At 55.2% G+C, this 17,908-nt stretch carries 15 protein-coding genes, 3 pseudogenes and 2 riboswitches; of the genes and pseudogenes, 11 read left to right on the forward strand and 7 right to left on the reverse strand.

Translation table 11 applies throughout. The features are described 5' to 3' along the window. Positions 1–2 precede the first annotated feature (2 nt). From CD000_RS10545 to CD000_RS10560, 4 genes and pseudogenes are all read left to right on the forward strand, one after another. A pseudogene (locus tag CD000_RS10545) lies at positions 3–752 on the forward strand (amino acid permease); the annotation flags it as partial. A 122-nt stretch (positions 753–874) separates the two neighbouring features. Then, positions 875–2,075, forward strand: a pseudogene (locus CD000_RS10550) (TolB family protein); the annotation flags it as partial. A gap of 398 nt (positions 2,076–2,473) precedes the next feature. Continuing rightward, positions 2,474–3,208, forward strand: a pseudogene (locus tag CD000_RS10555) (alpha/beta hydrolase family protein); the annotation flags it as partial. 18 nt (positions 3,209–3,226) lie between these two features. Continuing rightward, a complete protein-coding gene (locus CD000_RS10560) occupies positions 3,227–3,775 on the forward strand; it encodes a short-chain dehydrogenase (protein WP_096225619.1) in 549 nt (182 codons plus the stop codon). A 61-nt stretch (positions 3,776–3,836) separates the two neighbouring features. Here CD000_RS10560 and CD000_RS10565 read toward each other — a convergent pair whose 3' ends face one another. Both CD000_RS10565 and CD000_RS10570 read right to left on the reverse strand, forming a co-directional pair. Next, complete coding sequence (locus CD000_RS10565; RefSeq protein WP_033006192.1) at positions 3,837–4,403, reverse strand: phosphate propanoyltransferase; 567 nt, start codon at positions 4,401–4,403, stop codon at positions 3,837–3,839. Positions 4,404–4,492: 89 nt separating this feature from the next. Next, positions 4,493–4,942, reverse strand: a complete 450-nt coding sequence (locus CD000_RS10570; protein WP_014195273.1) for a MarR family winged helix-turn-helix transcriptional regulator — start codon at positions 4,940–4,942, stop codon at positions 4,493–4,495. 216 nt (positions 4,943–5,158) lie between these two features. Between CD000_RS10570 and CD000_RS10575 the strand changes: the two genes are divergently transcribed. Continuing rightward, on the forward strand, positions 5,159–5,893 hold the full coding sequence (locus tag CD000_RS10575) for a ZIP family metal transporter (protein ID WP_096225620.1): 735 nt from the start codon (positions 5,159–5,161) through the stop codon (positions 5,891–5,893). Positions 5,894–5,981: 88 nt separating this feature from the next. Here CD000_RS10575 and CD000_RS10580 read toward each other — a convergent pair whose 3' ends face one another. The 5 genes from CD000_RS10580 to CD000_RS10600 form a co-directional block, all read right to left on the reverse strand. Further along, complete coding sequence (locus tag CD000_RS10580; RefSeq protein ID WP_015374253.1) at positions 5,982–6,524, reverse strand: 1,2-dihydroxy-3-keto-5-methylthiopentene dioxygenase; 543 nt, start codon at positions 6,522–6,524, stop codon at positions 5,982–5,984. Between the two features lie 34 nt (positions 6,525–6,558). Further along, positions 6,559–7,191 carry a methylthioribulose 1-phosphate dehydratase gene (locus tag CD000_RS10585; RefSeq protein WP_096225621.1) on the reverse strand — a complete coding sequence of 211 codons (633 nt, stop codon included), beginning with the start codon at positions 7,189–7,191 and terminating at the stop codon, positions 6,559–6,561. Next, entirely contained in the window at positions 7,188–7,850 is a 663-nt protein-coding gene (gene mtnX / locus CD000_RS10590) for a 2-hydroxy-3-keto-5-methylthiopentenyl-1-phosphate phosphatase (RefSeq protein WP_062898495.1), read from the reverse strand. Before mtnX ends, CD000_RS10585 begins: the two co-directional genes overlap by 4 nt. Next, entirely contained in the window at positions 7,847–9,088 is a 1,242-nt protein-coding gene (mtnW, locus tag CD000_RS10595) for a 2,3-diketo-5-methylthiopentyl-1-phosphate enolase (protein ID WP_096225622.1), read from the reverse strand. The genes mtnX and mtnW overlap by 4 nt, the downstream gene beginning before the upstream one ends. A gap of 71 nt (positions 9,089–9,159) precedes the next feature. Further along, a riboswitch (SAM riboswitch) is annotated at positions 9,160–9,268 on the reverse strand. Positions 9,269–9,352: 84 nt separating this feature from the next. Continuing rightward, complete coding sequence (locus CD000_RS10600; RefSeq protein ID WP_096226278.1) at positions 9,353–10,540, reverse strand: pyridoxal phosphate-dependent aminotransferase; 1,188 nt, start codon at positions 10,538–10,540, stop codon at positions 9,353–9,355. A 97-nt stretch (positions 10,541–10,637) separates the two neighbouring features. Between CD000_RS10600 and CD000_RS10605 the strand changes: the two genes are divergently transcribed. The 6 genes from CD000_RS10605 to CD000_RS10630 all read left to right on the forward strand — a co-directional run bounded on the left by CD000_RS10605 (position 10,638) and on the right by CD000_RS10630 (position 17,844). Next, complete coding sequence (locus CD000_RS10605) at positions 10,638–11,450, forward strand: carbon-nitrogen family hydrolase (RefSeq protein ID WP_023634096.1); 813 nt, start codon at positions 10,638–10,640, stop codon at positions 11,448–11,450. A gap of 94 nt (positions 11,451–11,544) precedes the next feature. Then, a riboswitch (SAM riboswitch) is annotated at positions 11,545–11,713 on the forward strand. Between the two features lie 140 nt (positions 11,714–11,853). Continuing rightward, entirely contained in the window at positions 11,854–13,044 is a 1,191-nt protein-coding gene (gene mtnK / locus CD000_RS10610) for an S-methyl-5-thioribose kinase (protein WP_096225623.1), read from the forward strand. 83 nt (positions 13,045–13,127) lie between these two features. Then, positions 13,128–14,195, forward strand: coding sequence for an S-methyl-5-thioribose-1-phosphate isomerase (gene mtnA, locus CD000_RS10615; RefSeq protein ID WP_096226279.1), 1,068 nt, complete (start codon positions 13,128–13,130; stop codon positions 14,193–14,195). After that, positions 14,182–15,342 carry a sugar ABC transporter substrate-binding protein gene (locus CD000_RS10620; RefSeq protein ID WP_096225624.1) on the forward strand — a complete coding sequence of 387 codons (1,161 nt, stop codon included), beginning with the start codon at positions 14,182–14,184 and terminating at the stop codon, positions 15,340–15,342. The genes mtnA and CD000_RS10620 overlap by 14 nt, the downstream gene beginning before the upstream one ends. Further along, positions 15,339–16,889, forward strand: coding sequence for a sugar ABC transporter ATP-binding protein (locus CD000_RS10625; RefSeq protein ID WP_096225625.1), 1,551 nt, complete (start codon positions 15,339–15,341; stop codon positions 16,887–16,889). Before CD000_RS10620 ends, CD000_RS10625 begins: the two co-directional genes overlap by 4 nt. After that, the gene (locus tag CD000_RS10630; RefSeq protein WP_011230447.1) at positions 16,831–17,844 is read left to right on the forward strand and encodes an ABC transporter permease; all 1,014 of its coding nucleotides are present in this window, start codon (positions 16,831–16,833) and stop codon (positions 17,842–17,844) included. The genes CD000_RS10625 and CD000_RS10630 overlap by 59 nt, the downstream gene beginning before the upstream one ends. Positions 17,845–17,908 lie beyond the last annotated feature (64 nt).

The following is a 17,908-nucleotide window of genomic DNA, read 5'->3' on the forward strand; positions in this document are numbered from 1 at the left end:
CACCGACACTCTGGGCGTTTGTCGGCGTTGAATCGGCGATGGTGTTCGCTTCCCGCGCGCGCAAACAAGCGGACGTAAAACGGGCGACGATCGCCGGCCTGCTCATCGCCTTAGCCATTTACATCGGCATCAGCTTTTTGGTGATGGGCGTCTTGCCGCAACGCGAACTGATTCAATCGGAAAAACCGCTCGTTGATGCCATCATTGCCATCGTCGGACCGGCGGGCGGCTACGTGTTGGCTGGTCTTGGGCTCATTAGCCTGCTCGGCTCGACGCTCGGCTGGATCTTGCTGAGCGCTGAGGTGCCGTACCAAGCGGCCAAACAAGGGCTGTTTCTGCCGATGTTTTTAAAGGAAAACAAGAAAAATGTGCCGAGCTTCTCACTTACGTTGTCGAACGCCTTGGCGCAATTGTTCATCTTTTCGACCATTTCCCACTCGATGGCCGCGGCGTTTGACTTCGTCATTTACATCGCCACGCTCGCTTATCTCGTTCCATATTTGATTGCTTCCGTCTTCCAGCTGAAGCTCACGCTCACGGGGGAAACGTATGCGGCAGGACGGGAGCGGCTCGCTGACGGCATCGTTGCGGCGCTGGCAACATTGTATTCCGTCTGGGTCGTCATCGCCGGGACGGCGGATATGAAAACGTTCCTGCTGGGCGTTGCCTTGCTGGCAAGCGGCGTGATCTTCTACCCGCAGGTGAAAAAGGCAGCGCAGCAGGCAAATGAAAAACAAAAACTGTCGGCATAGCTAAAAAACGGACGCCTATCGTTTGGGCGTTCGTTTTTTTCTGTTTTGGGGCAGGATCTTTTCTTTCGTAAGACGAAATATACAAGATGGTTCCATTTTTGAAGGAAAGAGAGGTCTTGCTGATGAACAACAACGAGCACCTGACAAAACGCCGCGGCATGACGGCGGAAGATTTGCTTCGCCTCCGCTCGGTGCGCGACCCGCACTACGCGCCGGACGGAACGCGCGTCGTGTTTGTGGAAAAATCGATCGACGAAGAAAACCAATACCGCTCCCATCTATCTATGTGGACGGAAGACGGCGCCGTCCGTCCATGGACGTTCGGGCGCTGTCGCGACACGAAGCCGCGCTTTTCCCCGGACGGCGAAACGATCGCCTTTTTGTCTGACCGCTCGGGGCGTGTGCAGCTTTGGCTGCTGCCTGCCAATGGCGGCGAAGCGCGCCAGCTGACGTTTTTCAAAAACGGCGTGCGCGATTACGTCTGGTCGCCGGATGGAACGTTTCTCATCGCCCTAACGACGCTTGGCGATGATGAAACGATTGAAGACCGCGAAGAACCGGAAAAGGCAGAAGTGAAGCGAGCCGACCTGAAACCGCGCGTGATCGAGCGGCTGTATTACAAATCGGACGCGGCTGGTTTTCTTGACGGCAAACGGGCGGTGCTCACGCGCATCGATGTGCTGTCAGGAAAAATCGAAGCGTTGACGGGCCGCGAGGAGGAAATCGGTTCGTTTGCGATTTCGCCAAACGGACGGACGCTTGCCTTTGTCGCCAACCGAAACGAGGATCCGGACACCGCCTTTACCCGCGACATCATTTTGCTCGATCTCGAGAAAAAAACAGAAACGAACTTGACGAACGGCTGCGGCGCGTTCGCTTCACTCGCCTGGTCGCCGGACGGAATGAAGCTCGCGGCCATCGGCCATGATTTGGCTTATCTTGGGGCGACGCTTCACCGGCTTTACGTCTTTGAGCCGGAACGTGGAACGAAGCGGGTGTTGACCGCCGACTGGGACGTCCATCTCGGTGACGCCATGGTCGGCGACATGCACGCTGATGCGAAAGGCCCGGGCCCGATTTGGGCGAGCGACGGAAGCGGCCTGTATGTCACCGCCTCAGAGCGCGGACGCGTCAAGGCATATTTCGTCTCGCTCGCCGGCCCGATCGTTCCAGTGGTCGAAGGAGATTTTCATCTATACGGATTCACCGTCCATCCGAATGGACGGCAAGCCGTCGCCGCCATCAGCTCGCCTACGTCCGTTGGCGATTTATATGCGGTCTCGCTTGCCGATGGAACGAAAACACGGCTTACGCGTGCCAGTCAACTACCCCCACTTAGCTAACGCTTGAAGTGGGGGCTTGCAACTCCCCAGAAGTACAAGCGGACTTCGTCCTCCTTCCTTGACTTGGGGTTGCATCAGGGCAGGTTGACAACTACCCAACGACGCAGGTCATGCCTGCATCGTTACCGATTCTCTCGGTGTGTCTGTTGGCAGTACTTGGCTTCCACACACAACAGACGGATCTACGCTCGATGTTTTACGGTTACAACGTTTCCTGTAACCAACTCCATACATCGAGTAGCAGTTATTGGAGTGCCTTTATTAAACGGTTTTCTCCACGCCTTTATTATATCATACACAAAAGAAAAGGGGAACGCGCATTCCTCTCCCACTTACTCCCTTTGGTCGTTGAAGTGGGAGTCTCCTGCGCGAAATAGGATGAAACCGCCTGAGCTTGACGAAGGGGAAAAGGCGCCGCTTGTCGTCGAAATTCACGGCGGGCCGCATGCGATGTATGGATTTACGTTTTTCCATGAATTGCAGCTGCTCGCTTCATCCGGTTATGCCGTGCTGTTTACGAACCCGCGCGGCAGCCACGGATACGGCCAGTCGTTTGTCAATGCGGTGCGCGGCGACTATGGCGGCATGGATTATGAAGACATTATGGCCGGCGTCGACGCCGCCATCAGCAAGTTCGACTTCATTGACGAGACACGGCTTGGCGTCACTGGCGGCAGCTACGGCGGGTTTATGACCAATTGGATCGTCGGGCATACCGACCGGTTCAAAGCGGCTGTCACTCAACGTTCGATTTCCAACTGGCTCAGCTTCTCTGGCGTGAGCGACATCGGCTACTTTTTCACGAAATGGGAAGTCGGCTGCGACGTTTGGGAAGACGCTGAGCGGCTTTGGCATCATTCGCCGCTCAAATACGTCAAACACATGCGCACACCGCTTTTGATTTTGCACAGCGAACGCGATTACCGCTGCCCGATTGAGCAGGCCGAACAGCTGTTTGTCGCCTTAAAGCAGCTCGGGCGGGAAACAAAGCTCGTCCGCTTTCCGGACGCCAACCACGATTTGTCGCGCACCGGCAACCCGGTGCTTCGCCTTGAGCGGCTTCGCCATATCGTCGACTGGTTTGACCGCTATTTGAAAGGAGCATCGCATTAATCCGAAAGGAGAACCACCATGTACGCACTCGTCATTGGTGGGACAGGCATGTTAACCGACGTGTCGCTTTGGCTCGTGCGAGAAGGGTACCATGTATCCATCGTCGCCCGGAACAGGGAACGGATGGAACGGCTCATCGCCCGCGCCGCACATCTGGAGGCCATTACCCCGCTTTTGGTCGATTATCGCGATCATGATGTACTATGTTCCTTGATTCACCAAACAATCAATGAAAACAGAGCCTTCGACTTTGTTGTCGCATGGGTGCACAGCGACGGGAAACAGGCGTTTCCGGCCATCATCCGGGAAAATAGCAGACATCCCGGTCCTTGGCGTCTGTTCCACGTGCCCGGCAGCCGGGCCCATCCGGCCGAGGCAAAGCGGGAACTCCGTTTGTCTTCCGCTTGCCTGTACCGGCAAATTCAGCTTGGCTTCGTGATCGAAGAGCACAGCACGCGTTGGCTCACCCATCAAGAAATCAGCAGCGGCGTCATTGACGCCATTCGGCGTGATGCGCCGTTTCATCTTGTCGGCACACTAGCATCAGAGAAGAAGCGGCCGCATTAATGGGAAGCGCCCTCTCGTTTGTACCGAGAGGGTGCTTTGTCCGCCTTTGGCGCGGATGGTTTCACGATGGAAGCAGTTCGACATAATCGCCCGTTTTCAAGCCGGCCGCGTTCGCTTCATCGGTGTCAATGTGCATATCTAATGCAAAATCTTCGCTGACGCGGACGATCACTTCGTCAAAAATGAGCGCCCGCTCCCCTTGCGTTTTCACTTTCACAACTTGTTTATCGCGGACGCCAAACGTCTCGGCATCTTTCGGCGTCATATGAATGTGCCGCTTGGCAATGATCACCCCTTTGTCGACGGTCACCGTCCCCTTCGGCCCGTGAATCGTAATGCCCGGCGTTCCGTCAATATCGCCGGATAAGCGGACCGGGGGCGCGACGCCGAGCTTGAAGCTGTCGGTTTTCGAAATTTCAAGCTGCGTCAGCGAACGGACCGGTCCGAGGACGCGGACGTTTTCAATTTTCCCTTTCGGCCCTTCGACCGTCACCGTTTCCTTGGCGGCGAACTGTCCGGGCTGCGACAACGGCTTGAGCACCGTCAGCTCGGCGCCTTCGCCAAACAGCGCCGCCATGTGTTCTTTTGATAAATGAATGTGGCGATTCGATACCCCTACTGGAACCATCAATGGTGATCTCTCCTTTTTTGCTGGCTATGGTATGTTCTTTATATAACGTATCCATTTCCGGCAAAATTAAAGAGGCCGACCTCGCGTCAGCCCCTTGTTTTTGCCCCATATCCTAATTTTTTCAGCAGCGCAATCGCCTGCTCTTTTTCTGCCGCCGTCAGCGCCGAAACCGTTTCGTGAATTTTTTCCGCATGCTCGGGAAATACGCGCTCAATAAACCGCCGCCCCTCTTCTGTAATGGACGCGTACGTGACGCGCCGGTCCTTTTCGCAGGCGCGGCGGACGATCAATCCTTTGTTTTCCAGTTTGTCAATGACGTAGGTGATGCTCCCGCTCGCCAGCAAAATTTTTTCGCCAATTTGCTGGAGCGGCTGATCCCCTTTATGGTATAACAATTCTAACACGGCAAATTCGGTCGGATTGACCCCGAATGAGTGGATTGATTTGTTCACTTGGTCGCTTACGGCGCGGTAAGCCCGCGACAATACGATAAACAACTTTAGCGATTGCTCGAGTTCTTGCTCTTTTTGTTCCATGCCATCCAACCCTTTGCATTTAACCATTTCTTACTTGCATTATACTTGAACAGCAAACAGGCAGGCAACCGTTTTTGCCAGGCGCTGGTCCATTTTTCTCGCCAGCGGCCGTTCCTTTCGCTATGATAATTTTGTTATAGGGCAGCGCTTGGGCGATTGTCACATTTGTGGAAACGGCGCATATGAAAAAATAAAGGCTGATGAAGGGGGAATTGGATGAACGAGGTATTGACCGGCAGTGTGCTGTCCGCCTTATCGACCGGACTTGGCGCTGTGCCGATTTTGTTTATGGCCAAATCGCTCACTCACCGCTGGCGCGATGTGCTCCTCGCGTTTTCAGCCGGCATTATGATGGCGGCCTCGATGACAAGTCTTATTCCCGAGGCCCTGCGGTCCGGCGGTTTTGAGGCGCTCGCCATCGGATTGGCGGCGGGGGTGCTCGTGTTAACGTTGCTTGAGATGACCGTCCCCCATATCGACTTGGAGCATACGAAAAGCGGCTTGCAATTCGACGAAAAGGCGATGCTCATCATCGCCGCCATTGTGATGCACAATCTCCCCGAAGGGCTGTCAGTCGGGGTGAGCTACGCCTCAGACGGCGCTTCGCAAATCGGCAATTTGATCGCATTGGCCATCGGCTTGCAAAACGCGCCGGAAGGATTTTTGGTCGCCTTGTTTTTAGTCAATCAGCAGATTGGCCGCTTTAAAGCGTTTGTCATTGCCACGTTAACCGGCGCGGTCGAAATTGTGACGTCTTTGCTCGGCTTTTATTTAACCTCTCTCTTCCGCGGCCTCGTTCCATACGGGTTGGCGTTTGCCGCCGGGGCGATGCTGTTCATCATTTACAAAGAGCTCATTCCCGAAAGCCATGGCGACGGCAACGAACGGATCTCGACGTACGCCTTTATTATCGGCATTTTGTTTATGATTTTGTTAACCGAATCGTTTTAGCGGTCTCTCCTTCCGTCATCGAGGCAAGCTCTCCTCTCCATACAGAACGAAACACCCCGCTGCCTTGCCTGGCAACGGGGTGTTCTCATTATTGGACAGCCTCTTCTTTCTCTTCATACGGATGGGCGACCCAACCGGACGGGTCGATGAACAGGCGGACGGCTACGACTTGGCGGTCGTCCATGAGCGTAAAGTAGTGCGGATTCCCTTCCGGCACGGAAATGACATCGCCGGCTTCCAGCTCGACGTCAAAATAGCCGGTCTCTTTGTCGCCTTTGATAATGAAAATGCCATGGCCGGCCGTAATGGCGCGCACTTCATCTTCCGTATGGATGTGCACTTGTTCAAATTTTTTCAGCAACTCATCCAAGTTCGGCGTCGCGTCGGACAGAGCGACGATATCCCACGTTTTGTAGCCGCGGCGCGCCGCTAAATCTTCAATTTCGTCTTTGAACGTCGCTAAAATTTCATTTTTTTCTTCATCTGTCAGAACATATTTATCGCGCAAATGCTCCGGCAGTTTCGTGATGTCCCAATGTTCATACAACACCCCTTGACTGTTCAAAAACGCGCGCACATTGTCTTCTCCTTCAATCACTTGGCCCGTTTTTCTCACTTTGATGACTGCCATTGTTCACATCCTCCTTTGGAAAAATGTATATGGATTAGCCAACCGGCAGGCCGGCCCGCTGCAAAAGCAGCCGCTTCACCTGCCAGCGGAACAAAAACTCCCATGCCTCCAAATGTTTTTTCGCTTCAAACGCTGTACGCCCCCAGACCGTGATGCCATGGTTTTGGATCAACACGGCGCCGGCGTCGCCATGGATATAGTTCGCAAACTCCCGAGCGAGCGTCGGAATGTCGGCGTAATTGTCAATAATCGGGATGCGCACGGCGGCATTTTCCTCCCAAATGCCGAACGCCTTGATGATTTCCTGGCCGGAAAAGACCGCTTCCCCGTTTTGCGCATACAGTTCAGAAATCAAGTTGTTGTCGACCGTATGAACGTGCAAGACGCAGCCGGCATTCGTCCGTCCGTAAATTTCCGCGTGCAAGAGCGTCTCGGCCGAGGGCTTCAAGTTTGTTTCCTCCGCCGGTTTTCCGGCGGCGTCAACGAGCAGAAAATCCTCATCTGTTTGCTTCCGCTTATCCTTGCCGCTCGCTGTCACCAAAAACGTCAATGGGTCGTCTGTCACCTTGATCGACAAATTGCCGCTTGTCGCGAAAAACCAGTCGCGGGCGGCGAGCTCGGCTTTCACTTCCGCGAGCTCGTTCCACTTTTTCACGAAGATGCTCATACGATCACCTCCATTCGCTGCAACGCATCAATCACGTCAAAAAACGTTGCAAACGGCGCATGCGGCAAGCCGAGCTCTTGGCATTTTTGGAGCAGAAAATCGCGCGCCAGCACGTAATCCGCTTGCTTCGCCACCGCTAAATCCGTAATCGAATCGCCAATGACGACATGGTATCCGTCCGGGCGGGCAAGCTTGCGAAGGAGCGATGGCTTGCAGCAGCCGCAGCCGTTTTGGCACTCACCGTCGCACGCATGCGGCCATGTGATGCGGATCGTCTCACCGCTGAAATCGGAGCCGTTGCAAAAAATGCGCTCCGGTTCAATGAGCCCTTCAAGCAGCGGATAGACAAAAAAGTCGATGCCGCCGCTGACGATATAAAGCGGAATGCCTCGCTCTTTCGTAAACGCGACAAACTCTCGGAATCCCGCGCGCAACCGAGCGGTGCGCCGCAGGAAATCCACAATTTCATCCTTCAACGTGGACGGAAGGAGGGAAAACATCTTCCCGACTCCTTCCTGAACAGAAATGCGCTCAGCGAGAATGTCGTCTTTTAACGCCTCCCACTCCGGCGGGGCGAACTGTTTCATAATCGCGATGATGTTGTCGTTTTCCGTAATGGTGCCGTCAAAATCACAAAAGAGAACGAGCTGTTTCGTCATGCTTCCACCTCAACGACGCCCCAGCGGTCGATCGCTTTTTGCAGCGCTTCGTTTTCTGCTGCCGCCGCACGCAGCGGACGGCCGGCCAGCACTGCGTCGATCGCCGCGCGAAACGCCCGTCCGCCACCGATCGCCCCGTCCGGATGGCCGTGGATGCCGCCGCCGGCGTTGACGATGCTGTCAAGGCCGAAATCGCGGATGATGAGCGGCACCAATCCCGGGTGAATGCCGGCCGACGGAACCGGAAATGCCCGAGCGAACGGCTCTTGGTCGTCGGTGAGCGCCCTTGCAATGCCAAGCGCCTGCTCACGCTCCAAGGCCACGCTGCCATACGGCGACGGGAACAGGACAAAGTCGGCACCGGCGAGCCGCAAAAGCTTTCCAAGCCAAAGCGAAGGAGCCACCCCATAAAACTCCGACGGCGTAACAGCGCCGCTGAACGCCGGGTGAGCCATAATCGGCACCGCAATCTCCTCATCCTCGCGCAACGCCTGCAACACGTCAAGCCCATAAGCGAAGACGTTAAACAACAGCACATCAGCGCCAAGCTCGGCGGCTCGTTTCGCTTTGTCCTTTAACGCAAACGTTTTGCCGGTCAAGTTGACGGCATACAACGTCCGCTTGCCTGTTTGTTCGTACACTTCCTGAAGGGCCGCCTTGCCCTCGGTGATCCGCTTTTCAAACGGAAGAAGTTCGCTGTCAAACAAAATTTCATCGTCTTTGACCAGGTCAACGCCGCCGAGCGCCTGTTTTTTCAATTCCGACGTCAAGTACGCCAAATCGCGGCCGATCATGCCTTTAAAAATGCTCATCAACAGTGGGCGGTTATGCACCCCGACTCGGTCGCGAATGCCGTCGATGCCAAAGCGCGGCCCAGGAAACTGTCGCTTCCATTCATCCGGAAACTCTAAATCAAGCAGCCGCACTTCACCGTCGAGCGACAGCTTGCCGAACGTCGTGACCAACAATGCCGGCAAATCGGCGCTGAAGTTGACTGTCGGGTAGGCGATTTTGACGATCGCCCGCTTCAGCCGCTTGCCGAAATAGGCGTTTACCCGCTCGCTTTCGCCAAGCTCTTCAATAGCGACGACTTCCCCTTTATGTTTGCGAAGCTGCTCCTGCTCCAACGCCGGCAAGTCGGTCCACGTGCCGATCGTCAAGCCGAGCGCGATCCCTTCCGCCTTTTTCCGAATGTCTGTTTCATCATGAAGCAAATACGTTGCCATCACTGCACTCATCGTTCATCCCTCTCAATCTCGAAATAAAAACGCCTCTTCATAAGAAGAGGCGTCACTCATCCATGGCGCTCTTCTTATCTCTCAGCGTTTCCGCTGCAAGAATTAGCACCGTGCTTGGCGCGCGCCAAGCCGGTTGCCGGGCTTCATTGGGCTCGTCCCTCCGCCTGCTCTTGATAAGAAAGCCTGCTCGTTTATGCACTTATCAAACAATTGGCAAATTTACTTTGAATTATGACATCGCCGATTGGCGTTGTCAATCATTTTTCAAAAATTTTTTTCGAACAATCCAAGGCGGCCGATCCGCTCCGCTGCTTCGCGAAGCCGCGCTTCATCGGTCAAGAGGCCGACGCGCACATACCCTTCGCCGTGTTTTCCAAAACCGATGCCTGGGGCGACGGCGACGTGCGCCCGCTCAAGCAACAGATCGGCAAATTCGGCGGATGATGCGCCTTTTGGCAACGGAAGCCAGGCGAAAAATGATCCAGACGGCGCCGGCGCTTCCCAGCCGATCTCGCAGAGCGCAGCGATGAACGCATTGCGGCGCGCCTCATACAATGCGACCAACTCCGTGACACAATCTTGCGGACCAAGGAGCGCCGCGGCGGCCGCTTCCTGGATGGCGCCGAACAAGCTGACATACAAATGATCCTGCAAAAGCTCAAGCGCCCGAATGATCCGCTCGTTGCCGACGGCAAACGCCACGCGCCAGCCGGCCATATTGTATGTTTTCGAAAAGGTGTAAATCTCGACGCCGACGTCTTTCGCCCCATCGGCTTCCAAGAAGCTGACCGGTTTTCGGCCGTCAAAGCCGATCGCCCCATAAGCGAAATCGTGCACGACGGCAATGCCGTGCTTGGCGGCAAACGCCACCGTCTCCGCGAAAAATTCCTTTGTCGCCGTCGCGCCAGTCGGATTGTTCGGATAGTTTAAAAACATGAGCTTCGCTCGGTCGGCGACCGACTCCGGAATGGCTTCGTAATCCGGTAAGAATCCGTTTTCCGAAGAAAGCGGCATCATCTCCATCCGCGCGCGGGCAAGCACGATCCCCGACCAATAGTCCGGATAGCCCGGGTCCGGGACAAGCACCACATCGCCCGGGTTGACGAGGCAAAGCGGCAGCTCGACAAGCCCGGCCTTGCCGCCGAACAAAATGGCGACTTCGCGGTCTGGATCGACGTTCACCCCGTATTCACGCGCGTAAAACGCGGCAATGGCTTCTTTCAAAAAGAAGTAGCCTTGAAATGGCGAATATTTATGGTATTTCGGATTGGCCGCCGCCCGCTGCATCGCCTCAACGATATGCTTTGGCGTCGGCTGATCCGGGTTGCCTTGCCCTAAATTGATCACGTCGCATCCGGCCTTGATTTTCTCCCCGACTTTTGCGACAAGCGAGGCGAAAAATTGCTTTGGCAGCTGCTCAAGCAGCTCGGAAAAAGGAATTTCCATCGTCATCGCCCACACCTTCTTAAAAAATTCTTGAAATTCTAGTGCAACATCATATATCGTAAAAAGCAAAATGTAAAGCAAAATTTTTTCGAGGTGAAAACTCATGACGATCCGCATCGCCTGCCTCCAGCTTGATATTGCGTTTGGCGACCCGAACGAAAACGAACGGTGCGCGGAAAGCGCCATTGAATCGGCCGTCAAGGACGGCGCGAATATCATCGTGCTGCCGGAATTATGGACGACCGGCTACGATTTGACGCGCCTAGATGAGATTGCCGACGAAGGCGCCGAACGGGCGAAAGCGTTCGCCTCCCGCCTAGCGCAAGCACACAACATCCATCTCGTCGCCGGCTCGGTCGCTAAAAAAACAACAACCGGCGTGACGAACACGATGATCGTGGCCGACCGGAGCGGTCAAATCGTCGGCGAATACAGCAAACTCCATCTGTTTCAATTAATGGATGAACATTTGTATTTGCAGCCGGGAAGCAGCTTAGGCTTGTTTTCGCTCGACGGGCTTGCATGCGCCGGGGTCATTTGCTATGACATCCGCTTTCCGGAGTGGATTCGCGCCCATGCTTTGGCTGGGGCGGAAGTGCTGTTTGTCGTCGCCGAATGGCCGCTTCCCCGCCTGCACCATTGGCGGACGCTCTTGATGGCGCGGGCGATTGAAAACCAATGCTACGTCGTCGCCTGCAACCGGGCTGGCCGCGACCCGAACAACGTCTTTGCCGGCCATTCGCTCGTCATCGACCCATGGGGCGAAGTGATCGCCGAGGCGGACGAGAAGCCGGGCATTCTCTCGGCCGACATCGATCCCGCACTCGTTGCGGACGTCCGCGCGCGCATCCCGGTGTTTGCCGACCGCCGGCCGCACGACTACGAAGCGGCAAAAAATTTTTTCAAAACGTATTGACAATCGATTGATCGACCATGTATCATTCGAATCAAACAACCAAACGATTGACAACATCGTGAAAATTGCAAAAACTGAATACGAGAAATCGGTACTCTTATCAAGAGTTGGCTGAGGGAATTGGCCCAATGAAGCCCAGCAACCGACCGTAATACTATCGTGAGATAGGGCGCACGCCAAGGGCGGCGCCGGAAGCGAACCGCTTCCGCAGGGCACGGTGCTAAGTCCAACAGAAAGACCGATGTCTTTCTGAAAGATAAGAGGCGCGAAGAACGAATGAATCTTCAAGCCTCTTTCCGTATACGAAAGAGGCTTTTTCATTTGCCGGAAACGCCGAGATTTCAGCGCCGCGTCAGAACCGGCATTTGAAAACGAGCGAAATGAAAAAAGGGGGAACAAGGAAATGACCACTGTTCAAACATCGGTTTACGAACCGCTCACCGAACAAAAAGCGACCGCCCTCGCCGTCCGCCTCGGCCTATTCCGAGACGGGGCGCCGCTTGTGTGCCGCGAAATCGGCGACGGAAACTTAAACTTAGTCTTTCATATCGTCGATCAGGAAACGAAGCAAGGCGTCATCATCAAACAAGCGTTGCCGTACGCCAAAGTGGTCGGCGAAAGCTGGCCGCTCACGTTAAAGCGCGCGGTTATTGAAAGCAACGCGTTGCGCACGTTTGCGAGCTACGTGCCGCAATACGTGCCGAAAGTCTACTATTCTGACGAATCGCTCGCCATTACGGTGATGGAAGACTTATCCCGTTTGCAAATCGCCCGCAAAGGGTTGATCGAAGGGAAAACATTCCCGCTTTTGTCCCGGCATATCGGCGAATTTATCGCCAAAACAGCGTTTTACACATCCGATTTCGGCATGAACCAGCAAGAGAAAAAGAAATTGGCGCAAAGCTTCGTCAATCCGGAACTGTGCAAAATCACCGAAGATCTCGTCTTCACCGATCCATTTTTCGACCATGACACGAACAACTTCGAAGACGAGCTGCGGCCGGACGTCGAAACGCTTTGGAATGACGACCGCCTCCGTTTGGAAGCGGCGAAGTTGAAGCGCAAGTTTTTAACCGAAGCCGATGTGCTTCTGCATGGCGATTTGCATACCGGCAGCATTTTCGTAAGCGCCGACGAAACGAAAGTGATCGACCCAGAATTCGCCTTTTACGGTCCGATCGGGTTTGACCTTGGCCAATTTTTCGCCAATTTGCTGTTAAATGCGTTGTCCCGCTCTGAATTAGAGCGCCAACCGCTCTTTGACCACATCGACCGGACATGGGACGTCTTTGCGTCCGTGTTCTCAAACCTTTGGCGCACCGAGAGCGTGGAAACGTACGCCGCGACGCCGGGCTTGCTCGAGGACGTGCTCCGGCACGCGTTCATCGATGCTGTCGGCTTTGCCGGCTGCGAAGTCATCCGCCGGACGATCGGCCTCGCCCATGTGGCGGACCTTGACGGCATCGAGCACAAAGATGAACGGCTTGTTGCCAAACGGCATGCCCTCCGTCTCGGCCGCCGCTTGATCATTGAGCGCCGCGTGTTCACCGGAACGGAAGACTTCCGCCGCCTGTTTGCCGAAACGGAACAATAATGCCATACAATCGTCCGGGTCTCGACGCAAGCTGCGCGGCGCTGACCCGGACAAACCAAAAAAAAAGAGAAAGGAAGATGGCGATGAGCACCTTTGCCATCCCACGCTCCGTTGAATGGCGCGAGACGCATGTGACGATTTTAAACCAGCAAAAGCTTCCATCCATCATCGAATATATCGACTTGCACACTCTAGAAGACGTCTATGAGGCGATTGCCACGCTGAAAGTGCGCGGCGCGCCGGCGATCGGCATCACCGCCGCCTATGGCCTGGCGCTCGCCGCCTCGCATTATAAAGCGGAAACGGTCCACGAGTTCCATAGCCGCCTAAAGCAAGACCGCGATTATTTGGCAAGCGCCCGCCCGACGGCCGTCAATTTGGTTTGGGCGCTTGACCGGCTCGCTGCCGCCGCCAAAGACGCCACCTCGGTCAACGAGGCGAAAACGGCGCTCATTCACGAGGCGATCCGCATCCAAATCGAGGACGAAGATGTCTGCCGCCGCATTGGCGAGCATGCCTTGTCGCTCTTCAGGCCCGGCGAGCGGGTGATGACGATTTGCAACGCCGGCTCGATCGCCACCGCCCGCTACGGAACGGCGCTCGCCCCGTTTTATTTGGCGAAAGAAAAAGAAATTGAACTATCCGTTTACGCTCTCGAGACGCGGCCGGTGTTGCAAGGGGCGCGTCTGACCGCCTGGGAGCTGATGCAAGCAGGCGTTGATGTGACGCTCATCACCGACAACATGGCAGCGCAAGCGATCAAGGCGAAAGGCATTGGCGCCATCATCGTCGGCGCCGACCGGATCGCGCAAAACGGCGATACGGCGAACAAAATCGGCACGTTCGGCCTGGCCTTGCTCGCCAAGTCGTTTGACATTCCGTTTTACGTCGCTGCGCCGTTGTCCACGATCGATTTGACGACGAAAACAGGTGCGGACATCCCGATCGAAGAGCGCCATCCGGATGAAGTGACCCACATCGCCGGCGTACGCATCGCCCCGGAAGGCGTCAACGTATACAATCCGGCGTTTGACGTAACGCCAAACGAACTCATTACCGCGATCATTACCGAAAAAGGCATCATTCGCGGCAATTACAACGCAACGCTGCCATCATTATTCACAAAGGAGGAGCAACATGAAACGATTTAAGGCCTTATCTTCCCTTTTTCTTCTTTTCTTTGCCGTGTTCTCCATCTTGGCCGGCTGCACGAACGAGCAAGATGCCGTGAGCTCCAAGCCAGCCAACGAAGCCAAGACCACGAACAACAAAACGGAAACGACATCCAGCCACTCGACAGCAACAAGCGACGAGCAAGCGGCCATTCCTGAAAAGTTGAAAAAGCCGGTGAAAATCGCCGCCATTATGCAAATGTCCATCGGCACGTTCTCGTCGCAATACATCGCCGGCGTCAAAGAACAAGTGCAAAAATTCGGCGGCGAGGTGCAAATTTACAACGCCGACAACGACTTGACGAAAATGGCCTCATACGTAGAAACGGCCATTACGCAAAATGTTGACGCCATTTTGCTTGACCACGGCCGCGCTGATGCGCTCGAAGGCCCGGTGAAAAAAGCGGTTGAAAAAGGCATCCCGGTCGTCGCCTTTGACAACGATTTGAACGTTCCCGGCGTCACCGTCATCGACCAAGACGACTACAGCCTCGCCTGGAAAACGTTAAAAACACTCGCCGAAGATTTAAATGGAGAGGGCAACATCGTCACGATTTGGGTCGGCGGTTTTACTCCAATGGAGCGGCGCCACGTCATTTATGAGGCGTTCAAAAAACGCTATCCGAACATAAAAGAAGTCGCCAAGTTCGGTACGGCGAGCGCCAACACGGCTTTGGACACGCAAACGCAAATGGAAGCGATTTTGAAAAAATACCCGAACAAAGGCGACATTGACGCTGTCTTCGCAACTTGGGACGAGTTCGCCAAAGGGGCGACGCGCGCCATCGAGCAAGCTGGGCGCACGGAAATTAAAGTGTACGGCATCGATTTGAGCGATGAAGACTTGCAAATGATCCAAAAACCAAACAGCCCATGGGTGGCGACAACGGCGACCGACCCAGCCGAAGTCGGCCGCGTCCAAGTGCGGTTCGCGTATCAAAAAATCGCCGGAGAAAAAACGCCGAACATTTACTCGCTTGAGCCGCATTTAGTGAAACGGTCCGATCTTCCGGACAAACAAGTGTCGATGAATGAGCTTTCGCAATACATCCCGGGCTGGGGGCAATCCAATGTCGCCATCTCGCCGTGGATGAAAACGTTGGAAGCCCAGGTGAACAAAAAATGAACGGGTTGTCAATGCGGGGCATGGAAAAATCGTTTGGCGCCGTGCGCGTGCTCGACGGCGTGGACTTCGACGTTCGTCCTGGCGAAGTCCACGCCCTTTTAGGCATGAACGGCGCCGGCAAAAGCACGCTCATGAACATTTTGGCCGGCGCCATTCCGCCTGACGCTGGTACGATCACGATCGACGGTACGATATACACGTTTTCATCGCCGCGCGAAGCAAAACAAGCCGGCATCGGCCTCGTCGTTCAAGAAGTTGACACAGCGCTCTTTCCCGGCTTGCCGATTTACGAAAATGTAGCGGCGGACGAGTTCGTCCATGTGAAGCAACGGCCGATTCGCTCGCTGCGTCAAGAAAAAGAGCGGGCCGCCGCCCTGCTTCGCCGCGTCGGCCTGTCGTTGCCGTCGACGAAATTGGTTCGCGACTGCTCGCTCCATGAAAAGCAGCTGATTGTGCTCGCCAAAGTGCTGTCATCCAACGCGCGCTATATCATCCTAGACGAACCGACGGCCGCCTTAAGCGAGGCGGAAACAAGGCGTCTGTTTGCCATCATCGATGAACTGAAGCAGCAAGGCGTCGGCTTTATTTACATCTCTCATAAACTGAAAGAAGTTCAGGAGATCGCTGACCGGCTGACGATTTTGCGCGACGGCCGCGTCGTCTATCACGGAGGCGCCCGCAGCCTGCCGCTTGAGGACATCGTCCTTCATATGACTGGAACGAAGCGGACCGCCGCCGCGAAACAAGCACGCACATACAGAAGCGACATCGCGTTTGCCGCCCGCGGAATTTTGATCGACAAAACCGGGACAACAGTCGACCTATACGCCCACCGCGGCGAAATCGTCGGCATCGCTGGCCTCGTCGGCGCCGGCAAGACGGAGCTTGCCGAAAGCCTCATCGCCCACCGGAACACATCCGGCGAGTGGGAAATTGATGGCAGACGCTATGTGTTCTCATCGCCTTATGAAGCCATCGACGCCGGCCTTTGCCTCATCCCGGAAGAACGGCGCAAACAAGGGTTGTTTTTGCCCGAATCAGTGAAAACGAACTTGACCGTCCGCCTTCTTTCCCGCCTGTCGCGCTGGCAATGGATCAGCTGGGCGAAAGAAGCGGCTGAAGCCGACGGGCTCGTCCGCTCGCTAGGTGTTCATCCGCCGTCAAGCACCACCGTCGTTCGCCACTTGAGCGGCGGCAATCAACAAAAAGTCGTCATCGGCAAATGGCTCAACACAAACGCACGCGTCTTTTTGTTTGACGAACCGACCAAAGGGATCGACGTCCATGCGAAGCAAGAGGTGTTTTCCATCATTCGCTCCCTTGCCGATGAAGGAAAAACGGTGCTGTACTTTTCCAGCGAATTTCAAGAGCTGCTTGACATTTGCGACACCATCTACGTGATGGTCGACGGCCGGCTGCTCGCTCGCCTGCCGGCCGCTGAATTGACGTATGAACAGCTTGTTTACTATTGCAGCGGAGGTGAGATCCATGAGCCAGCCAGCCGTTTCCACAACGCCGTCGAAAAAAACGGCGCCGTCCATTCTTGAATGGTTGTATAAACACGGCACCTTGCTGGCCATTCTTGCCGTTATCGCCTACTTCGGCATCACGCAAGACCGATTTTTTACGTATGAAAACTTCAGTGACATTTTGCGGTCCATTTCGATCGTGACGCTCGTGGCAATCGGCATTACGTTTTCGCTCATCGTCGATGGCTTCGATTTGTCCGTCGGCTCGACGGTGAGCCTAGCGACGATCGCGAGCGCAGCGGCGCTCGTCCTGTACCGCCAAGAAATTTTCATCACCCTGCTCGTGCCGCTGTTGCTCGGCATTGCTGTCGGGCTCTTGAACTCGTTGTTGATCGTCAAATTTAAATTGCCCGATTTGCTCGCGACGTTGGCGACGATGTACGCCATTAACGGCGTGCAGCTCACCTATACGAAAGGGTTTTCGATCTACAACGACATGCCGCTGCCCGATGGCGGCACGGCGCCGGGCAAATTCATTCCTTCCTTTTTATTTATCGGCCAGGGAGAGCTGTTCGGCGTGCCGTTTTCGGTCTTGCTTATGCTGTTTGTCGTCATTGCCGCTCATCTGTTTTTAACGTACACGAAACCCGGCCGCCTCTTTTATTTGACCGGAGAAAACCGCGAGGCGGCAAGGCTCTCAGGCATCCCGGTCAACCGCTATCGGACATATGCATACGTCATCAGCGGGTTTTTTGCGGCCTTAGGCGGCATCGTCCTTGCCTCGCGCATCGGCACCGGGCAAGTGTCGGCCGGCGCCTCGCTTTTAATGGACAGCGTCGCCGCCGCCTACATCGGCTTTTCCGTCTTTGGCGCCGGCAAGCCGAACGTCATCGGCACATTGTTCGGCTCGATTTTAATGGGCGTGTTGCTGAACGGCTTGACGATGGCAAACGTTCCGTATTACGCCCAAGACATTATAAAAGGCGCCATTTTAGTCGGCGCCCTCGCCTTGTCGCATTGGCAAAAAAAATAACGCCCGATCTCTGCCCCCGTGGATGGCAATCCTCGGGGGCAGACGCGTTTTTCTAGGCAAGCCG

This window comes from Geobacillus sp. FJAT-46040, assembly GCF_002335725.1.
GTDB classification, from domain to species: Bacteria; Bacillota; Bacilli; order Bacillales; family Anoxybacillaceae; genus Geobacillus; species Geobacillus thermoleovorans.